The 18198-nt window shown below is 53.1% G+C and carries 14 protein-coding genes; 6 read left to right on the forward strand and 8 right to left on the reverse strand.

The window, feature by feature from the left end; genetic code table 11:
* Positions 1 to 26 precede the first annotated feature (26 nt).
* A complete protein-coding gene (locus CA13_RS07460) occupies positions 27 to 3389 on the forward strand; it encodes a DUF6797 domain-containing protein (RefSeq protein WP_419194049.1) in 3363 nt (1120 codons plus the stop codon).
* A gap of 56 nt (positions 3390 to 3445) precedes the next feature.
* Here the strand turns inward: CA13_RS07460 and CA13_RS34810 are convergent, their stop codons facing one another.
* On the reverse strand, positions 3446 to 3592 hold the full coding sequence (locus tag CA13_RS34810; protein ID WP_419195180.1) for a hypothetical protein: 147 nt from the start codon (positions 3590 to 3592) through the stop codon (positions 3446 to 3448).
* Here CA13_RS34810 and CA13_RS34815 point away from each other — a divergent pair.
* Together CA13_RS34815 and CA13_RS07470 are read left to right on the forward strand one after the other, a co-directional pair.
* Positions 3530 to 3703, forward strand: coding sequence for a hypothetical protein (locus CA13_RS34815; RefSeq protein WP_419195093.1), 174 nt, complete (start codon positions 3530 to 3532; stop codon positions 3701 to 3703). The genes CA13_RS34810 and CA13_RS34815 overlap by 63 nt on opposite strands.
* Positions 3687 to 5090: a pyridoxal phosphate-dependent decarboxylase family protein gene (locus tag CA13_RS07470; protein WP_146395305.1), complete on the forward strand. Its 1404-nt coding sequence runs from the start codon at positions 3687 to 3689 to the stop codon at positions 5088 to 5090. The genes CA13_RS34815 and CA13_RS07470 overlap by 17 nt, the downstream gene beginning before the upstream one ends.
* 25 nt (positions 5091 to 5115) lie before the next feature.
* On the opposite strand, the gene CA13_RS07475 is transcribed toward CA13_RS07470, so the two are convergent.
* On the reverse strand, positions 5116 to 7569 hold the full coding sequence (locus CA13_RS07475) for a glycosyl hydrolase family 95 catalytic domain-containing protein (protein ID WP_419194050.1): 2454 nt from the start codon (positions 7567 to 7569) through the stop codon (positions 5116 to 5118).
* Between the two features lie 478 nt (positions 7570 to 8047).
* Here CA13_RS07475 and CA13_RS34820 point away from each other — a divergent pair, with 478 nt between their 5' ends.
* Positions 8048 to 8152 carry a hypothetical protein gene (locus CA13_RS34820; RefSeq protein WP_419195094.1) on the forward strand — a complete coding sequence of 35 codons (105 nt, stop codon included), beginning with the start codon at positions 8048 to 8050 and terminating at the stop codon, positions 8150 to 8152.
* Positions 8153 to 8461: 309 nt separating this feature from the next.
* Positions 8462 to 8647, forward strand: coding sequence for a hypothetical protein (locus tag CA13_RS07485; RefSeq protein WP_146395307.1), 186 nt, complete (start codon positions 8462 to 8464; stop codon positions 8645 to 8647).
* A gap of 113 nt (positions 8648 to 8760) precedes the next feature.
* Here the strand turns inward: CA13_RS07485 and CA13_RS07490 are convergent, their stop codons facing one another.
* Both CA13_RS07490 and CA13_RS07495 read right to left on the reverse strand, forming a co-directional pair.
* Positions 8761 to 10593, reverse strand: a complete 1833-nt coding sequence (locus tag CA13_RS07490; RefSeq protein WP_419194051.1) for a sulfatase-like hydrolase/transferase — start codon at positions 10591 to 10593, stop codon at positions 8761 to 8763.
* A 51-nt stretch (positions 10594 to 10644) separates the two neighbouring features.
* Positions 10645 to 11610 (reverse strand): family 16 glycosylhydrolase, encoded by a 966-nt coding sequence (locus tag CA13_RS07495; RefSeq protein WP_419194052.1) that lies wholly within the window; start codon positions 11608 to 11610, stop codon positions 10645 to 10647.
* Positions 11611 to 12014: 404 nt separating this feature from the next.
* Between CA13_RS07495 and CA13_RS07500 the strand changes: the two genes are divergently transcribed.
* A complete protein-coding gene (locus CA13_RS07500; RefSeq protein WP_146395308.1) occupies positions 12015 to 13025 on the forward strand; it encodes a hypothetical protein in 1011 nt (336 codons plus the stop codon).
* A 190-nt stretch (positions 13026 to 13215) separates the two neighbouring features.
* On the opposite strand, the gene CA13_RS07505 is transcribed toward CA13_RS07500, so the two are convergent.
* The 4 genes from CA13_RS07505 to CA13_RS07520 all read right to left on the reverse strand — a co-directional run bounded on the left by CA13_RS07505 (position 13216) and on the right by CA13_RS07520 (position 18128).
* The gene (locus tag CA13_RS07505; protein WP_146395309.1) at positions 13216 to 14100 is read right to left on the reverse strand and encodes a sugar phosphate isomerase/epimerase family protein; all 885 of its coding nucleotides are present in this window, start codon (positions 14098 to 14100) and stop codon (positions 13216 to 13218) included.
* 20 nt (positions 14101 to 14120) lie between these two features.
* Positions 14121 to 15671 (reverse strand): arylsulfatase, encoded by a 1551-nt coding sequence (locus tag CA13_RS07510; RefSeq protein ID WP_146395310.1) that lies wholly within the window; start codon positions 15669 to 15671, stop codon positions 14121 to 14123.
* A 343-nt stretch (positions 15672 to 16014) separates the two neighbouring features.
* Positions 16015 to 16467 carry a hypothetical protein gene (locus tag CA13_RS07515; RefSeq protein ID WP_146395311.1) on the reverse strand — a complete coding sequence of 151 codons (453 nt, stop codon included), beginning with the start codon at positions 16465 to 16467 and terminating at the stop codon, positions 16015 to 16017.
* Positions 16468 to 16469: 2 nt separating this feature from the next.
* Positions 16470 to 18128, reverse strand: coding sequence for a DUF5060 domain-containing protein (locus tag CA13_RS07520; RefSeq protein ID WP_146395312.1), 1659 nt, complete (start codon positions 18126 to 18128; stop codon positions 16470 to 16472).
* Between the last annotated feature and the right edge of the window lie 70 nt (positions 18129 to 18198).

Below are 18198 nucleotides of genomic sequence, written 5' to 3' on the forward strand. Positions count from 1 at the left end.
CCGCTGAAATAGTAGGACGACGCGTTATGAACATATCATTTACCAACAGGTTGCCTGCCACCATTCTGCTTTGGCTCGTTGCTCTGTTGTCAGGGCAATGCATTGCCGCTGAGGAATCAGGGGCCGCGAATTCGCTGGATATCGCCTCCCAATATCAGCCAGAGGATGCTGCTACGGCGAATCTTGAAACCCAGCTCAAGGCAATCGACAGTGACGTCCTTGCGGAACAGATTCGATTGCGAGGAAATCCGCAGCGAGGCGCGATCGCTTTCTTTACTTCGGCTGCCGGCTGCGTCAAGTGCCACGGTCAAGGCGACGCCGCTAACTCTTTAGGACCGGACCTTGCGACCATCGGGCCCGACACAACCGACAAGCATCTGATTGAGGCATTGCTGTTGCCGTCTCGTTCGATTCGAAAAGGCTATGAGACAGTGACTCTCCTGCTTTTCGATGGCCGAGTTTTTAGCGGAGTAGTCTCGCGAGAATCGGACGACCAGTTGGTCCTTCGTGATTCAAAGAATATGGAAAACGAGATCACCATCGCGGTCGACGATATTGAAGCTCGCCGGACTTCCAAACAATCAATGATGCCGACCGGACTTGTCGCTACGCTTCAGGCGATTCCGCAATTCCTTGATCTAGCCAGCTACGTCTTCGAAGTGGCTCATGGCGGTGCGGCACGGGCAGCAGAGTTACATCCGACAGCTGAACAACTTGTGATTCCCGACGACACGAAAGATCTGAACCACGCGGGCATTTTGAATAGCTTCAATAAAGGTGACATCGCATCCGGTCGAAAAATCTATTTTGGGTTGTGCGTGAATTGTCACGGCAAAGACGGGAACACACCATCGCTTCCGACTGCGCGCGCCTTCGGTACCCAGAAACTCAAGTTCGGTGCCGATCCCTACAACATGTTCATGACGCTTTCACGCGGAAATGGCCTGATGGCCGCAACCACCCATTTGTCGCCGAAGGAACGTTATCAAGTTGTCCATTTCATTCGCGAAGAATTCATGCGGGACTCCAATCCGGACTACCAACCAATCGACCAAGCGTATCTAGAGAAGCTACCCAAGGGCTCCGGGCAGGGCAAATTCACGCCGGCCGGTGAGCGGGACTACGGATTGGCACTTGCTTCGCAATTCGACCGTGACATAACAAGCGTGCTGTCGATGAAATTGGGAGCCACATCCGCCGCGTACGACTTGCATACACTCGATCAAGTCGATGTATGGCGGGGCGGCTTTTTGAACCTGAAATCCACTCAGCATCAACGAGCTCGCGGTGAGGGAATTCCTCAACCCGAAGGCACGCTGATGCCAAGGTTAAATGGATGGGCCTGGGGCCATCACGGATCACTCGACTACCCGAATACTGACTTGCTACCACGCGGCCCGCTTCCAAAAAACTGGCTCGACTATCACGGCTACTACATTCATGGGGATCAGATCATCCTAAGCTACGCCATCGATGGCCGGGAAATTTTGGAAGTCCCCGAAGAGATCCCGCAGCACATAGGCATTCGCCACACGCTACAAGTTGAATCGGGAACCTCATTGGTTCTCGCCGCAGGGACCGGTGCGATGCATCATCCGGTACCGCCTGGGAAATCGATGCAGGGCGTGATCCTGGCGGGTGCTGATCGACCGGATGGAAAATCGGGTCCAGCGACCGGTACAATCGCGATTTCGGGGCACGTCGCCGGAGCATTCACGGCTGCACGTGTTTGGGGAGATACCGAAAACCTATCCTGGCAGGTGGACGAGCAACAACGGCTTGTTTTGAAAATCCCTGAAGACGCCGAATCTCGAACCATTGAAATAGCGACTTTCAGCGGCGAAACTTCGGCGGATTTTCGAAAGTTTAAACAACTGACATCGGTGTCGAGGCAGCCCAGACAATTGCTTGATGGTGGTCCGAGTCGTTGGCCAAAAACGTTATCAACCGTTGGCTACTTGGGTTTTGAAAAGGGAGCCTATGCAGTCGACACGATCACAATTCCGGAATCGACACCGTGGAATACCTGGTTTCGCACTTCATCGATAAATTTCCTTCAAGATGGCCGCATGGTCGTCGCCACCCTGGGTGGAGAGATCTGGATCGTTTCTGGAATTGACAAGGACTTACTCGACATCCAATGGAAACGATTTGCAGCGGGACTCTATGAGCCGCTTGGAATGCAGGTGGTTGATGGCCTGATCTATGTTTGCTGCAAAGATCGCATCGTTCGCTTGCATGACCTTAATGGCGATGACGAAGCGGACTTCTATGAAAGCTTCAGTGCTGACACCGATGTATCCAGTTTTTTCCACGCCTTCAATTTTGGACTCGAACGTGACTCGGCGGGCAATTTCTATTACGCCAAGAGTGGACAATACACTGACTACGAGTTACCAGGATCGGTCATCCGCGTTTCTCCCGACGGGACAACGCGAGAAGTCGTTTGCACTGGCTTTCGGACTCCGAACGGAATCGGCATGTTTCCGAATGATCGCTTAACGGTCAGCGACAACCAGGGAAACTGGATGCCAGCATCGAAGATCAACCTCGTCAAACAAGGTGGCTTTTACGGCTACGTCCAGACACACTCTGCGGGCCAAAGATGGGCTCCCGATGGTGGTCGGATCGACCATACCAAAGTCGTTCCTCCGGACACATTTGACCAGCCGATGATTTGGATGCCGCAGCATGTCGACAATTCGTCTGGCGGACAGATTTGGGTCGACGATCCACGCTGGGGACCACTTTCGGGGCGGATGCTTCACACCAGTTTTGGCAAAGGATGGCTGTACTCGCTGATGCCCCAGGAAGTTGCGGGGGTAACTCAGGCGGCGCTTGTCAAGTTGCCACATCATTTTAATACAGGCATCATGCGCGGTCGCGTCAATCCGACCGATGGCCAAGTTTATGTGACCGGGCTCGACGGTTGGAACAGCGGCGGGCGTCCTGGCCTCAAAGACAAAGGGATCCAGCGGGTTCGCTACACGGGCAAACCGCATCGGATGGTTTCGGACTGCCAGGTGCTTACCGATGGACTACGAGTGAACTTTAATTTTGTAATCGATCCAACGGTGGCAAGCGACCGGTCGTCTTACGAGATACACCGTTGGAACTATAGCTGGCAACCGCAGTACGGTTCCGAAATGTATCAACCGCGCACCGGCAAAGTTGGAACGGAGCTTGTGAACATCGCAGGCGCCAAATCCGCATCCGACCAACGTTCGGTAGATCTCTTGATTCCCGACCTCCGCCCGGTGCACCAACTCCACCTAAAGCTGAGTATTCGTGACCAAGAGGGCGAACCGTTCGAGGAAGATATCTACTGGACGATTCACAACATCCCTCGCAAAATCTCTGCTGCGAAAGAACAAGCGAAGAAGAAATGAGATTGGCCAAACGTTTTATACTCCAATGTTGTCTCGGGCTTACACTGGTTGCATCATCAGCATCCCTCGTTGCGTCCACCGCCAATCCGAACCCGCTGATCATCTACACCGACGACCAGGGCTATGGCGACGTCAGCTGCCTGAATCCGGAATCCAAATCCCACACGCCCAATATCGATCGGCTGATCAAGGAGGGTCTTCATTTGACGCATGCCCATTCCGCGAGTTCTGCATGCACGCCTTCGCGCGACGCATTGACACCTAGCCATGATGCTTTTCCAAAATCAGTAATACACTATGCACGAACAGCTTGACGCCGACCGCGAACACATCCAGGAAATTTTGACGAGTGTATTGGACGACAGCGTCCGGTTCCTCAGCACGCTTGGTTCTAGGCCAACTGCGGTCGTGCCGCCGGTAACTGTCGCCGAGACGCTACCCCATACCGGCATCGGAGCGTCTGGAACGCTTGACCTTTTTCGTTCCAAGTATGCTGACTGGATGAGTGGGTCGGCGGGCCCGCGCTACTTTGGGCTTGTCACTGGCGGAGCGACACCAGCAAGTATCGCTGGCGATTGGGTCACGACGATCTATGACCAGAATGCGACAGGTTCCAACGATTCGATCGCTCCGCAGATCGAGCTCGCCACGATCGGGTTGCTGCGTGAGTTGTTTGGTCTTTCGGAAGCACACGCCGGAGTATTTGTGTCCGGCGCGACGATGGCTAACTTTGTTGGTTTAGCCACGGGCCGACAATGGGTTGGACACGGGCGTGGTGTCGACATTGCTCAGTCAGGAATGTCGGGAGTGCCGCCAATCCGCGTGCTTTGTGGAACGCCTCACTCCAGCGTGTACAAAGCGATCGCGATGCTGGGGCTTGGACGCAACAGCTTGGAGCGAATCGCAACGCTTCCTAATCGAGAGGCCGTCGACGTCATAGCGATGCGAAAGCGATTGATTGAGCTAAGTGAATCTGGCCAACCCTGTTTGGTCGTTGGCAATGCGGGAACGGTCAATAGCGTCGACTACGATGACTTGAACGCGCTGTCGGATCTGTGTAACGAGTTCGCAGTTTGGTTGCACGTGGATGCTGCCTTCGGTGGCTTTGCTGCGTGCGTTCCTGAAAAACAATCGCTTGTTGATGGGATGGATCGCGCGGATTCCATCACCATTGACGCGCACAAATGGCTCAACGTGCCGTACGATTCCGCGATGGTCTTCACGCGTCATCTGCAACTGCAGCGAGAAGTTTTTCAGAACTCAGCAGCGTACCTCGAAGCTGATCCGACACCGACCAATTTCGTGCACCTCACTCCCGAAAACTCACGTCGATTCCGCGCCTTGCCAGCTTGGTTCACGCTAATGGCTTATGGCCGCGAGGGTTACCGTGAAATCGTGATGCGAAATTGCCAGATCGCTTGGGAAATTGGTGAATTGATCCAAGCCTCCGACCAATTTCATTTGCTCGCGCCAGTACGAATGAATGGCATTGTGTTTACACTGGCGGGTCAAGAAGTGACGCACCGCCAAGTGCAAACGTATTTACACCGCGTGCAATCGGGCGGAGTGCTTTACATGACGCCGACGGAATATTCTGAAACGCCGGCGATTCGCATTTCCGTGACGAATTGGCGAACAACCCAGCAAGACATTTCACAGGTCTGGAAAGGGATGTTATCCGCGTTGGACTCAGATAGTTAGGCTGGATCAAGAAGTAAAGCAACGTTTAATCGAGCATAATCCGCAATGCCACCTGTTGTCCCGCTGGCAGGGTGATACGACGAGTTTTCGATGGACTCGATTGCTCGATCGACGCCTGACCTGCGGACACGACGATCTGGCCGACTTCCTCAGGCATCTGTAGTGTGATTTGCTGATCCTTAGCCGACAGAAGGCGAACGAGGATGCGGTCTTCCTGCCACGTCAGTTCTTTGACCTCGATTTGGCCACGGCACGAGACCCCTTCGATCGTCCCCGTCGGCCAGGCCTTTGGCAGAGCCGGCAGCAAGTGAAGCTTGCCCGGTTCAGAAGCCACCAGCATCTTGATAATCACCGCGGGCATGCCTCCACTAATGTCCATGTTGAACAGCGAGCGGTGGTTGTGCATCGAGGCCAGATTGTTCAGCCAGAAACGGTTCACGAGATGCCTGAGGCAATGGTAGGCGTTTTCTCCTTCGCCCAAACTGGCGGATGCCTGCCCGAGTTGTACCAGCCCGAACGACATGAATCCACGCTGATTGTCTTTCCAATGCCTGTCGAGTTTGTACTCGATGCTGCTGCGGAATGCCGCTTGCAGTTCAGGACTCTGCGCGATCTCTTCCGGCATGCCATCGAAAAGCGGGTAGAGTTGCGAGCAGTGGCGGTGGTCGTCCCTATTCTCGAGTCGCGGTGTGAGCCACTCCTTGATGAAACCATGATCGTCGATCATATAGTCGGGCATTTTCGCAAGCATGGCTTCCCAAATGGGGATTTTCTTCTCGTTGCGCCCGAGTTCACGAGATGCAGCAATCGTGTTGCGCAGCAGTTCTTTCGCCACTGCCACGTCCATGGTGGAGTTGAAGGAAGCCTGGGAATTTGAGTTTCCCGGCGTGTTCTCCGGCGACTGGGTTGGTGAAAAGACGAATTTTCCGTCTGGCCCCTCGTACAGATAATCTTCGAAGAATAGAGCCGCCCTTTCCATGAACGGCAGGGCGTGATTCGCGAGGAATTCCCGGTCGCCAGTGTAGAGGTAGTAGTCGTAGAAGAAGTGTGCCGCCCAGCCAGCACCGCCGACCCACATCCCCCCCGCGAAGTTTGCGTTGAATGCGTTATTGAAACCGTGGGTGGTCGAGCGAGACGGCAACGCGACGCCGCGTGCCCCGAACAAGTGCTTGGCGTTGATCTCCATCCAAGGGACAAGCGACTCGATGTAGGACGTGTAGGCCGGCATGAGTTCGGGCATGTTGCCCATTAAATAGGAAGCGATGGCGGAGGGAACATTGCCGTTATGGGTGAAGTCGCTTGCCCAGCCGGGAACGTAGGTTCCGGCCCAGACTCCCTGCAGGGTCGGCGGCAACTCGCCAGTGCTGGAGATGATGTTATAGCGAGCGGCATCGAACTCCTTTTCAATCAGTGCCCGGTTTGGTTTTTCGTAGCTCGAAAGCTCTAACAGTTCTTCGGTGGTCCGATGGTGGTCCACACCGCCACCGAGGTCCAGACGCATCCGGTTGAAGAGTTCGCCGTGGAGCAGGGCGTGGCTTTCGAGCAGTCGACCGTAGTTTGGGGGGAGCTGTTCGAGCGAGTGTTCCATTTCCTCGATGACCGACTTCTCCGGATCGTACAACAAACGAATATCCACAAATAGCAGGATTCGGTCCGCGCCCGTGACAACGAGCGTGCCGTCATCCCGCGACTTGGTCGTTCCCCCTGTTGCCACAACCCGAACGTAACTCTCCAACGAGTGAATACTGCCCGGATAGGCTTTGCTGAATCGATTGCGATAGGTCAGCCAGTGGTCGCCGGCTGTGCTTTTCATATCGGAAACATGTTCCTTAAAAACTTCGTCAGAGCGTTTGTTGATGTCGGAATCCGCATTGAACTCGTCGCTCGGTTCCCGCGGTTCCAGCTTAAGCTGGCAGTTCAGTGCCGACTGTGGAGCGGTCAGCAGCAACACCGCCACACCTTCATCGCGTGACACGAACATACGACGCTCGAAGGCTCCTCGTTCGTCCGCCCAGTGAACTGTCGTCTCGCCGGTTTGGAAATCCACCGAGCGTGCGTAGTCGCGAACTGCGCCCTCTGCTTGGCTGAGGATGGTAAGGTCGAAGGCCGGAACAAAATAGTCGGGATACATGAAACCGTCTTGCCCCGAAAGATTGAACTGCAATTCGCAGGCCTGCTTGAAGAGGCCCTGGTCGATGAGTCGTCTGATCTCAAACAAACGGGCTGACTGATCGCGCGGCATCACCGGTGCGCCCATCGGCAGAAAGAGACGTTCATGCGTGAAGATGATACGCTCGTCGAGGGGACGGCTCAAAGCGTTGGCACCGATCGTGCCATTACCGCAGATCAACCCTTGCTCCCATGTCTCGGCTGGTTCCGAACTGACAAACCCTCGCTCCGGCACCGGCAGCGAATCGGTGGCCAATAACAGCCCCTTGCCGAAAAACATTGTCACGAACACGATCAATAGCGTGTGCATGAGATCGCTACAGCTGGAATTTACCCGCCTGGACCACTGATTTCCGTCACCAAAAATGCTACGAACGCGTACGACGATCGCGACCGAGCAGGCCGGCCACGTCCTATCGATCCTAGCCGTTTGCTCGCATGGAACTTTCTTCATTCTCACTTTTGCAATCCTCATTAAGTAATACAACCGAGCAAATCTTAAAGAAACGAAAAGGCTCGGTCAGCTTTGCGGCCAAGCAGATGATACACAAAATTGACCACTCGCATGGCTACAAGTGAAGCAGGCCAGATCAAGAAGCGAAGCGACAACGTTCCGGCAATCGAATGTGCGGCATGGAGGGCTTAGGTCGCACTCTGTCGGAAGGGTGCTGCGTTTGGTCCGGCCTACTATACTGGAAAAACTCGCCAACGCTGGCAAGTAAGGCGTAATCGATGGCTGATGCACGTGCTTCCGGGACAAGGGGTATGCTGCGACGTCGATTTCCGACATCACCGAAGCGACGGGCATCAAACGGGGCAGTCTGTCCAACACGTTTGATGGAAAGCACGATCTGTTTTTGCAGTCACTGTTGAAATATGACACTGAGCAGTGAAAGATGAGACTGAGCAGAGAAGGGAGCAGCTGCGTCAGTTGGAGTCTGTCGACGATCCTTGTGCAGTGATTGCAATGTTCTTCGACTTTGTCGTGAAGGATTCACTGGGTGACCCCGATAAAAAAGGCTGCTTGCTGGCATCCGCGTGATGGGACCAGGAGCGTTTGGAAAGGCGGCTCTCCAGCAGATTGCAGATCAGGCGAAACGTTTAATTTCGCAATGCGGTATAGCCGCATTGCGCGAGCTTCCGCTCCGAGAACCGAACGGAGTAACCGCAGACGCACTGCGTTACACGTTGTGGATGCTACCATGGCGTCGCTTTCAAATACACAAACGCGAGAAATGTGGAAACAGCTGGCAGTCAACTTATTGGGAAAATCCAGTGACGGCTTGACCGCCCGAATTGATCTGGACGCTGATGTCTTCTCGATACAGAACAAAGACATGACCACCTTTGACGACATCAAAACCGTCAGAAAACAAAAGGGGGGCTAGTTCAATACCGTTCGGAACTTCACTTGCCTTCGTATCGGTTTTAGCGGAGGTCGGGTTTCATGGGCCAACGATGAGGCACCAAGTAGACAACCCGCGTCTCCCATTCGTTTGCGTTACTGCACTTCAACGGAAATCGAATTTTGGATGCCGTCGCGAACGTAGGTCTCCGGCTGTCCGGCAGATGCGGGATTGGCGTCGTCCCACGAGTAGATTGTGACCGTCGCGAGCCCCGGGGCGTGGGCAGTCAATTGGCCGAACTTGTTGACCGTAGCCACGGCTGGATCTTTCGACTCCCAAATCACGTTCTGACGCGTTGCGTTCGTCGGCTCAATTCGATGTGCTAGAACAACCGTTTCGCCGACCTTGATCGTCTTTTGGAGCGTTGCGATATGCAATGCCGTCACCGGCACATGGCGATAGTCCTCGATGACGCGTCCCAGTTCCGCAAAGGCTTTCTGCTGCGGGGCATCAAGGGAATCGAGTTTGAGTCCGCTACGATGCGGATGATTCCAATCGCGGCGCATTTCGCGACTTTCGACTTTCTGTAGCGGGCTGACTGTCAACCTAAAATGGGCCTCCGCTTCCAAATCCCCATCCTGCTCCATCGGATCCGTTCGCAAATCGAAGAAACGTCCCTTGGGAAAATTGGGATGAGGCGCATACCGTTTGAACTCTTTTGTGAAAGCGTAACGTAGAGTCCGCGATTGATCGTCGGCTGAGATGTTACCGTTGTACCAAGTGTAAATCACTTGGCGAGGTTCGCCTTGGGCACCACACAGTTGCGGCCAAAAGCTGATACCGTCGATTCCATTGGGATTCGGGATGGCGATATTGGCTGCTTCACAGAGCGTCGGGAAGACATCGGTTACATCGACAAGGCCATCATAGGCTCTGACCTTCTGCTCGCCTCCGGAAGGTATCGTACCAGGACACGACACGATCAATGGCACATGCAACCCATTGTCCCGATTGCCGCCTTTTCCGCCGAAGTATTCCGAGCCATCAGGCAAGATGTGCGTGAAGTTCTCTTTCGTTCCGTTATCGCCCATGACGATGACAACCGTATTTTCGCGCAGTCCATGTTCATCCAATTTGTCGACAACCTTGCCGATCAATTTATCCATATAGGCAATCATATCGGGAAAGAACCTGCGGTCGTCCCGTTGATTCTGATTCATAAAATTGTCGAACACGGAATGCGGCTGTGTATCGGGCGTCGGTTGGTGTTCATCATGCACCAACAACATCGGGTAATAGAGAAAGAAGGGGGTATCCTTGTTCTGCTCGATGAAGTTCAAGGCATGCCGATTGCATATGTCCGGGCCATACCATTGACGTCCGGTATGCGGATCGACATCCGCGCGTCCCGAGTAATCGTGGATTTCGCCATTGATCACTAGATCCGGATGGATGTACCTATGGTTCTCGCCCACGACGTCGAAGCAGCAGAAATCATCCCAGCCAAATTCGAAGATGTAATCCTTTGCGTGAATTTCTTTTGTTCCACGCGTTTGTTTCCATTTTCCATAGATGCCGGTCGCGTAACCGGCTTTCTTGAACAGATCGCCGAAGGTGATTTCCGACGCATGTTGCGACTTACATCGCAAGAAATTCCGCGAGCCATACTGCCCGCTCATCAACGCGATACGCGTCGGTTCGCAAAGCGGATACGCGAACGCCTGATCGCACCGGACGCCCTCTTTCGCCAGCCGATCGATCGAAGGAGTGCTGATCTTGCGATTTTCAAACAACCCGCGTCGTTCGCTGACATGGTCAGCGCCGTAAGCGGTAACGCCATAGTGGCTTAAGTCATCGATCAGGATCAGGACAACGTTCGGACGCTCCATCGCTTGAACGGAACTCGATAGAATGGTTCCGGTAAACGCGGCCCAGATGATGAGAATGGCCGGAAGTGCAAGACGGTAGCGTTCAAGAATGTGTAACACGGCGATCTCATTTCGGAAAAGGTGTTAAGGGACGACGAGACTTTAGATGACTTACTTCCTGACCAGTACATAACTGCGGACCCAGTCATAGTGAGTACTGTTCTTCGGATCATCGGTTAGCATTTCATCGGTGGGAAGACTCGGTTCCCAGCTATAGGTCTCTGTAACTAAGTGCATATACATCGGCCGTGCAAATGGCAAGCGGTTGTACATGGTGCCTGGGTTGATCGTAAAACGAAACTCCCCCTCGTAGTAGAAGTGGAGCGTGTTCGGATCGACCCACCAGAGGCCATAGGTATGGAAATCCTTCGCCGTATCCTCAATCGCAATATGATCGTCCTTTGGGCCAGAAACGCTTAAGTTGGGAACGCGTTGTCTCCCTTCTTCCACGTTCAGCCCGTAGTGTGTATTCGAGTTGAACTGTCGACCCCAATCGGGATGACGGGTCGGCTTGCCCATGGTCTCGAGGATGTCCAATTCTTGGCGGTGCTCTTCGATGACAAGTTTGCCTGTCTCGTCCACATACCGGATCCTCTTGGGGAGGTTCTTAAGCCAAAAAGTCGACGACATTGGCGTGGGCGAGGCTTTCATGCGGGTTTCGTAGTAACCGTACCAAGCTTGGTCACTCTTGGATGCAACTGCACCGCCGGCCAAATGGTACTTGTCGCCTGGCTCGCCATCGTTGCCCTCGGGCGGGTCGAGCCGGCTGTTCTTGATCCGCAAACAACCGTTCTCCACGCTGACATTGTAGGCCTTGAATGTTGCCGGTGACCGACCATTGGTCCAGTAGGGACTTTTGTCATACCACTTCTCTGCGTTCAGCGTGCCACCTTCGAACTCGTCAGTGAAATCCGGGTTCACAGCCCACTTAAAACCCTCCGGCGGTTCGGGCAGGTTCGTCATGTGTTCAATGGCGGATCGGTACTGGACCTGCTTGGCATTTTGTGCCCAGGCATCTGTTGTTACCGAAGCCTGCAGAAGACATGCAGTCAGCATCCAGATAGTTTTCTTGATCATTGTGGAGTTCCCAATCATAAGAACGGTGGGGGAGGTAGGATTGTCGCCGTGAAATTTCTCGCGGTTCGACGTGCAGTTGGCAGGTAGAAAGAGGGTGCGTCATCAGTTGCTCCGACGCTCACAAGCCAAGACCGCTCACAAGCCAAGACCGCTCACAAGCCAAGACCGCTCACAAACCACGACAGGAAGGTAATCGCAATCGACCGGGGAATTTGGACGTCTTTTTGGAAAAACTCCGTTGTTTGATCAAAGACTTAATAATCTTCCGGAGAAAAGCTCCAAAATCGATAGCGCAGCGTGGTTTCCCTGATATCGGACTACAACGAGAACGCGACACATGAACACGTGACCAACAACTACCTTAACGGAGAGGTCATGACATCCCTCTTTCTTCGCAGATATTTATGATGCGTATTACCCTGATCGCTTTGTTATTGTTGTGCTGCTCTGTATGCGGTTTGGCGCAGGAAGTAACAGACTTACCTGCGGAAAGCAGCCGGCACTATGCAGATGCAATCGATCCCAGCATTTCCGACGAATTCAATTCGAGTCGTCTGGACACCCAAAAATGGGGCAGACGAAATACGGGAGGAGCAAGTGTTGCTGACCATTCTGGCGATGACAGCTTAATTGTGATGGAGTCTGAAGAATCCGACGACCATTCATCCACTCAATATGTGTCCGTAAAGGCGACAGCCAAGAATGGGCCCGTGCGGACCGGAGGTATCGTCTCGCGAGCCTCGGGTTACTACGGGTTTTATGTGGTGCGTTTCAGATACCGAGGTTTGAACTCGCCCGAAGTGATCGAAAAGAAGACGATTTGGCATCCTGCAGTGTGGTCGGGGAAATCAGACAATATTGACGATGCAAATCGGACCACGGCCAGTGATGGTTACTGGCTAGAAATAGATTTTGTGGAATGGGAGACACAGACAGGTGGATGGAGCTGTGATGCGCCAGCGAGATTGGTGGATAGCAAGGGCGTGAAACGCAAAGTTGTCACCAAAGGACATGGTATGGAAAAAGCGATCATGAAAGATGAGGTTGCAATCCATGATGCTCGGTGGCAAACGGTTGGCCTAGAGTATTCGCCGGATTTTCTTAAGCTTTGGCAATGGAAGAACGGTCGATGGGAATACTACAATGACCGGCATGTGGCCTTCGTGGAAGACGACCTCAGGCGACCTGAGAGCAAGTACACGATAACGACCATAGGCAAGAAAGCGGCGCAACCTTGCTTCTGGCTATTGGGAAACGTCGTTTCTCGATATCTCGTGCCAGCGATTGAATCCAAGACAATCAAGCACACCATGGAGGACATGTCCTTCGACATAGACTATTTCAGATACTATCGTCATAAGAGCATTCAAGACGCAGACTGGAAGTGGGAAAAGCAACTTCCAAATGGCGGCTAGTTGAACTTCCTCGCTGCTACGAAGTTCCCGCTTCTCACAACCACCAATAGCACTCGACATGACAAGAATCTGTTGCGAACTGCACTTTTTCTCCGGCGTTTTCACCTGGGCCATCGAGGTTCTGGACGGTCCGCCCCGAGTACTTGACGGAGACGCCGATTGACCGGCACTCTCATCCGTTTGGTGCTGGTTACGATGCGATCATCGCTTCAAACACTTTGCGTTGCTCGATTAGAGCGGCGATCTTGTCTTCCGGATTCGTGCGAGCTTCAAGCAGGATCCAACCTTTGTAATCCATTGCCATGAACAGCTTCATTAGCTTCGCGTAAGGATAATCGCCAATGTTTAACTCACGGACATGAACCGTCGCCCCGAAGCGGTCTTTGACAAGATCGAAATTGTGTTCCAAGCCTTTGCCTTGCAGATCGACATCGTTGGAATTCCAGCAAATCGTCGCATTTTCATGATCAGCCACATCAAAAATGGCCTTCATGACTTCGATTTCTTGCGTACCTTGGCCGTGAACTTCCACCCGAATCTGCTGCCCATAATCAGCGCCGTATTGTGCGACGGTGTTTAGCGACTTGCCAATCTGCTCGATCGTCTTCTCTCGCGAAATATTCTTTGGAAACCCATTGGGCTTCACCTTTACGCCGGTGGCTCCACAATCGTGCATCAGATGAATGTACTTTTTCGTTAACTCAATATTTTGCGTCACCTTTGCCGGGTCCGACTCGTGATATTGAGCGTTGGATCCGTAGCCGACCAAAGTCACAGGGCTGTCCGCAAATCGTTTTTTGACTTCCATGCGTTCGGCCTTGGACAGGATCGGCTCAATACCATGTTTGTGCTCGGTCCGAGGTTCAACACCACCAATGCCGGACTTCTCGCAGACATCGATCAGCGTCGGTAGGTCCATGTCTTTACCCCAGAGGTAAGTAACCAGACCGAGACGCATGCCGGTATCTTTCGAAGCCGCCTTGGCGATCGAGGCAAACGGGTGGGCGCCAATGGCAATTCCGCCAGCTGCGAGGGAAGCGCGATTTAGAAACGATCGTCGGGATATAGGTTTCATGTTAATTCGATTTACGAGTGTTACTTATTGACTTTGACGTCGGTCATTTTCGCCCAAGCATTCCATTTATCGGTCATCTCGGCGACGAGTTCGGGGTGCTGGGCGGCTAGGTCATGGGCTTCCGTGCGGTCGGTGCTGAGGTCATAGAGTTCCCACGTTTTAGCATGCTTATCCCAGGCGAGTTTCCAATCCCCTCTGCGGACTGCACGATTGGTCGCCCAGTGCCAGTAAAGGTAATGGTGAGGCTGACGCTGTTGTCCTTTCAGCGTTGGCAACAGCGATTTACCGTCCAGCGGAATCGTCTGCTCTCCGAACGCCGGATGTTCGTCTGGGTAGTCGGCACCAGCGATATCTAGAAAAGTGGGAAGCAAGTCAATGATGTGTCCGACCTGTTCGCAGCGGGATCCGGGTTTGATGGAAGCCGGCCAACGAGCAAGCAGCGGCGTCGCAATGCCACCCTCGTGACAATACTGTTTGTAACGCCGAAAGGGAGTGTTCGATGCAGTGGCCCAACCAGGACCGACGTGGGAATAAAAGTCCTTGGGACCGGGTACTTGTTTCGGGTCGTTGCCGCCAGGAGTTTCGGCGCAGCCACCGTTGTCGGCAAGGAACAGAACAAGCGTGTTGTCAGCGACACCAACTTCATCAAGCGTGTCGAGCAGACGACCGATGTTTTGATCGACCGAGTCAATCATAGCCGCGTAGACTTCCATACGAAGTTGCTGCCAATTCTCGTCAATCTTCTTGGCATCTTCCCAAGCCTGGGCGCGGTCGTCACGCTCGACGACTTCCCAATTTTCGTCGATCAGACCAAGTTCCTTCTGCCGGGCGAGTCGTTTCTGGCGCAAGACATCCCAACCCTCCGCATACTTGCCTTTGTATTTCGCGATGTCTTTGGGCTTCGCGTGCAGCGGGTAATGCGGGGCGGTATACGGCAGGTAGTGAAAAAAAGGCTTCTTAGAAGCAACGTGAGCCTTGACCGTTTTGATCGCATGATCGGTGAAGGCATCCGTGGTGTAGTAGTCGTCGGGAAAGTCGTCGTAACGGAGACTGCGGTCGTTATGACCAAAGGCCCGAACGTTGCCGCCTTTGAATTCGGGGTCTGGTGTTTTGGGATTAAAGAAATTGCAACATCCGTCCCAAAGTCCATACGCCTCATCGAAGCCCCGTTCGTAAGGGCGAGTTCCCACAGCCTTTCCGTTGTGCCATTTGCCAGACAAACCGGTGGCATAGCCAGCGTGCCTCATCGCTTCACCGAGCGTGAGCATGTTTTTTGTGATCAGTGCATCCTGCCCGCGTCCTCCGTTACGAGGATACAACCCCGTCAGCAGGGATGCCCGCGTCGTCGTGCATTTGGCGTTGTTATAAAACTGAGTGAACAACATCCCGTCCGTGGCGAGACGGTCGATGTTGGGCGTGTCGATTTCCGAGCCATAACATCCGATGTCGGACCAACCCATGTCATCGACCATGATCACGATAATATTAGGATGCGACTCCTGTGCAGTTGCCGAAACGATCGGAAGCAGTGCAACTAGCCAGACAATGCAGAGGCGGGTCAATAGGGGCATGTCAGAATTTCGATCAGGTAGGATGTAGGCTTTGTCCAGATTTATAGTTTGGGTACGCCGTAGTGGACGAAGCAACGAGTCCCTGCCGCAATAGCAACTACGGTGGACTCGCAGCCTCGCCCACTACCCTAAAAACAAATTTGGACGGAGCAGTAGGTCTCGAATCACCAGTATACACATCCGCGTCTTCAAAGGTGGCCTGCAAAACATGCGAAGGACTCCCTCTCGTATCCATCTCGTTAATACAATAACAGCAACGGCATAGATCACTCAGCCTGCATCGCTTGATGCGGGCGAAAGACACAATCGTGCAAACATTCGCGAAAGGCCCAAAGAGCATCGGCTAGGCGTCGGCCCTCATTCGTTCAGTACACGAAACACCAAGCTCTCCGGGAAAGACCCAACTTCGCCATGTCCAATTATCCTGCGATTGCGTTCCGAATTTGAGAAAGTTGTCAACATCAGGAAGGTCAGGCATCTTCTCACCTGAAGCGAAGCGAAAGAACATATCGTTGTCTTGGTCTCTCGCTTTCACCGTTGGATACTGTCGCGTACGCCACATCACACGATAAACGCCCGGCGTGGTAATGTGGAAACGATACGTCAAGATCCCTTTGACCTGTTGCGGAGCGAGATGAAGGCCCATTTGTGGGCTGCCTTCCCATTGGATGTAGCCCAAACCGGTCAAATCAGGCAGTCGATTCTTGACACCCCAACCGCGTGGCAACGTTGCGTTCTCGGCTTCGATAACGACGTAGCCATCCTGCTCCTGAAACACGCGATCCGGCGCCGGCACGGTCAACGGTTCTGCTTTTCGTCAAACGCGCTGTCTTCTGGATTAGGCTGAACTTGTACAATTAAAATCGCAAAGCGGTCACCGTCGGGTTTGTCAAACCCGGGCCAACCCGAATTGGTTTCAACGATCGGCTCACTAAACGTCCCAGTAAAGGGATCGAACCAAGTTCCGATCATCTTTCGGCCGTTGTTCTTCTTGGGCAACTTAATGCCGATACTGACATTCTCTTTAGGCACATAATAGATGAACAAATCATCGTTGTTGTGCATGCAAAATCCGCTATTGCTATGCTTCTGCTCTGCCCTTAATCGGCCCATGTCATATCTTTCAACCAGTGAGCGCAGATGGCGATAGTAGTCCAACCGCGGACGGTTCGCAGGATCCAATTCCTGGATGTTTGGAATGATCACGTTCCAGGCCGCGTCTTGCCAATAATGGGTCGGATAAGTCCCGGCAAAGACACATTGATATGCCCGTTCGAGACATACTTCGGGAGATATGTAACAACCGGTGAAGACAGCGTAAGGCCCCTCTTCGTAACCGCCATGTTCGATATTCAGGACAGGCATGGTCGGTGATTCTGCACGGATCTTTTGCATTCGGCTGTATAGCTCCGAACTCCAAATTTGAACCGACATGAAATCGACTTTTTCCGGGAACCTCTTGCAGTAACCCCAATCGTGGACGCTAACTAAGCGATGATGCGAATCGAGCTTGCGTAAACGTTCAATACGTTGGCTGATGTAATTCACGTCGTTGTGCCCGTAACCCAACGCCTCTTTGGAAATATCCCAGATCAGATTCGGATAAGCCTGATAGCGACGCACGACATAATCGAAGTAGCGATTGTCCTCGTCGGAGTTTGCTTTGGGCCAACTTACATTCTTGTTCCAAACGTAGATCATCAGATGAGCTGCGATCTCACGTTCATCAAGATATTCGATCACGCGATCGAGTCGCTTGAAGTATTCGATGTTCAACTGCGAATGGTCGGGATCGCTGTTCGTGCCTGCAAAAGGAAACACCTTCGGACTGCCGTATTCATACTCGGTCGGCAACGCCTCATCCTTTGGCCAATCGACGTCGTCCGCGAACACGTTCATCACGACTTGATTGAATCCACCATCCGCCACCGTATCAACCAGCATTCGCGTCTTGGGAATATCACCGGCATTTTCCGAATCGAGTGCAAACAACCAATCCAACTCAAACGCGATCGGATAATACGAGTCACCATTCTCATATCGAAACTCGCGCGGCGAAGCCGGATCGATCACAACCGCCCCGCGACGCCCGGCGCGAGCAGACTCAACAATAAAGACACCTTTTTTTCCATTCAAATCTGGCTGCGTCGAGCGTGTCACATAACTCCAGCGTCCCGTTTTCGACGGTGTGAAACGAATCAAGTAATCATGATCGCCGTTGTAAAAACCGGGGACTTCGATTTGCTTTCCTGTGTCGTCCTGCAACAGTGCCGAAAACTCAGCATCGACCGGTTGAGCAGAAAGACTCTTGGCTTGAAAACAAATGTCGATCGTGTCCCATTGCCGCGCAACCGTCTCGACTTCCGCATTGTGATTGACTTGATCTGCCGCGATGCAGGGCAACAGGATTGCACTCGCGGTCAATAGGATCGTGATAAATGCAAAGAGTCGTTTCATGAGTACGATTGCCTTTCGATGATTACGGAGTGGGTATCTGCCATGTCGGCTAGCGATACAAAGCCAACGG

The sequence above is a fragment of the Novipirellula herctigrandis genome, assembly GCA_007859835.1.
Taxonomy (GTDB): Bacteria; Planctomycetota; Planctomycetia; order Pirellulales; family Pirellulaceae; genus Novipirellula_A; species Novipirellula_A herctigrandis.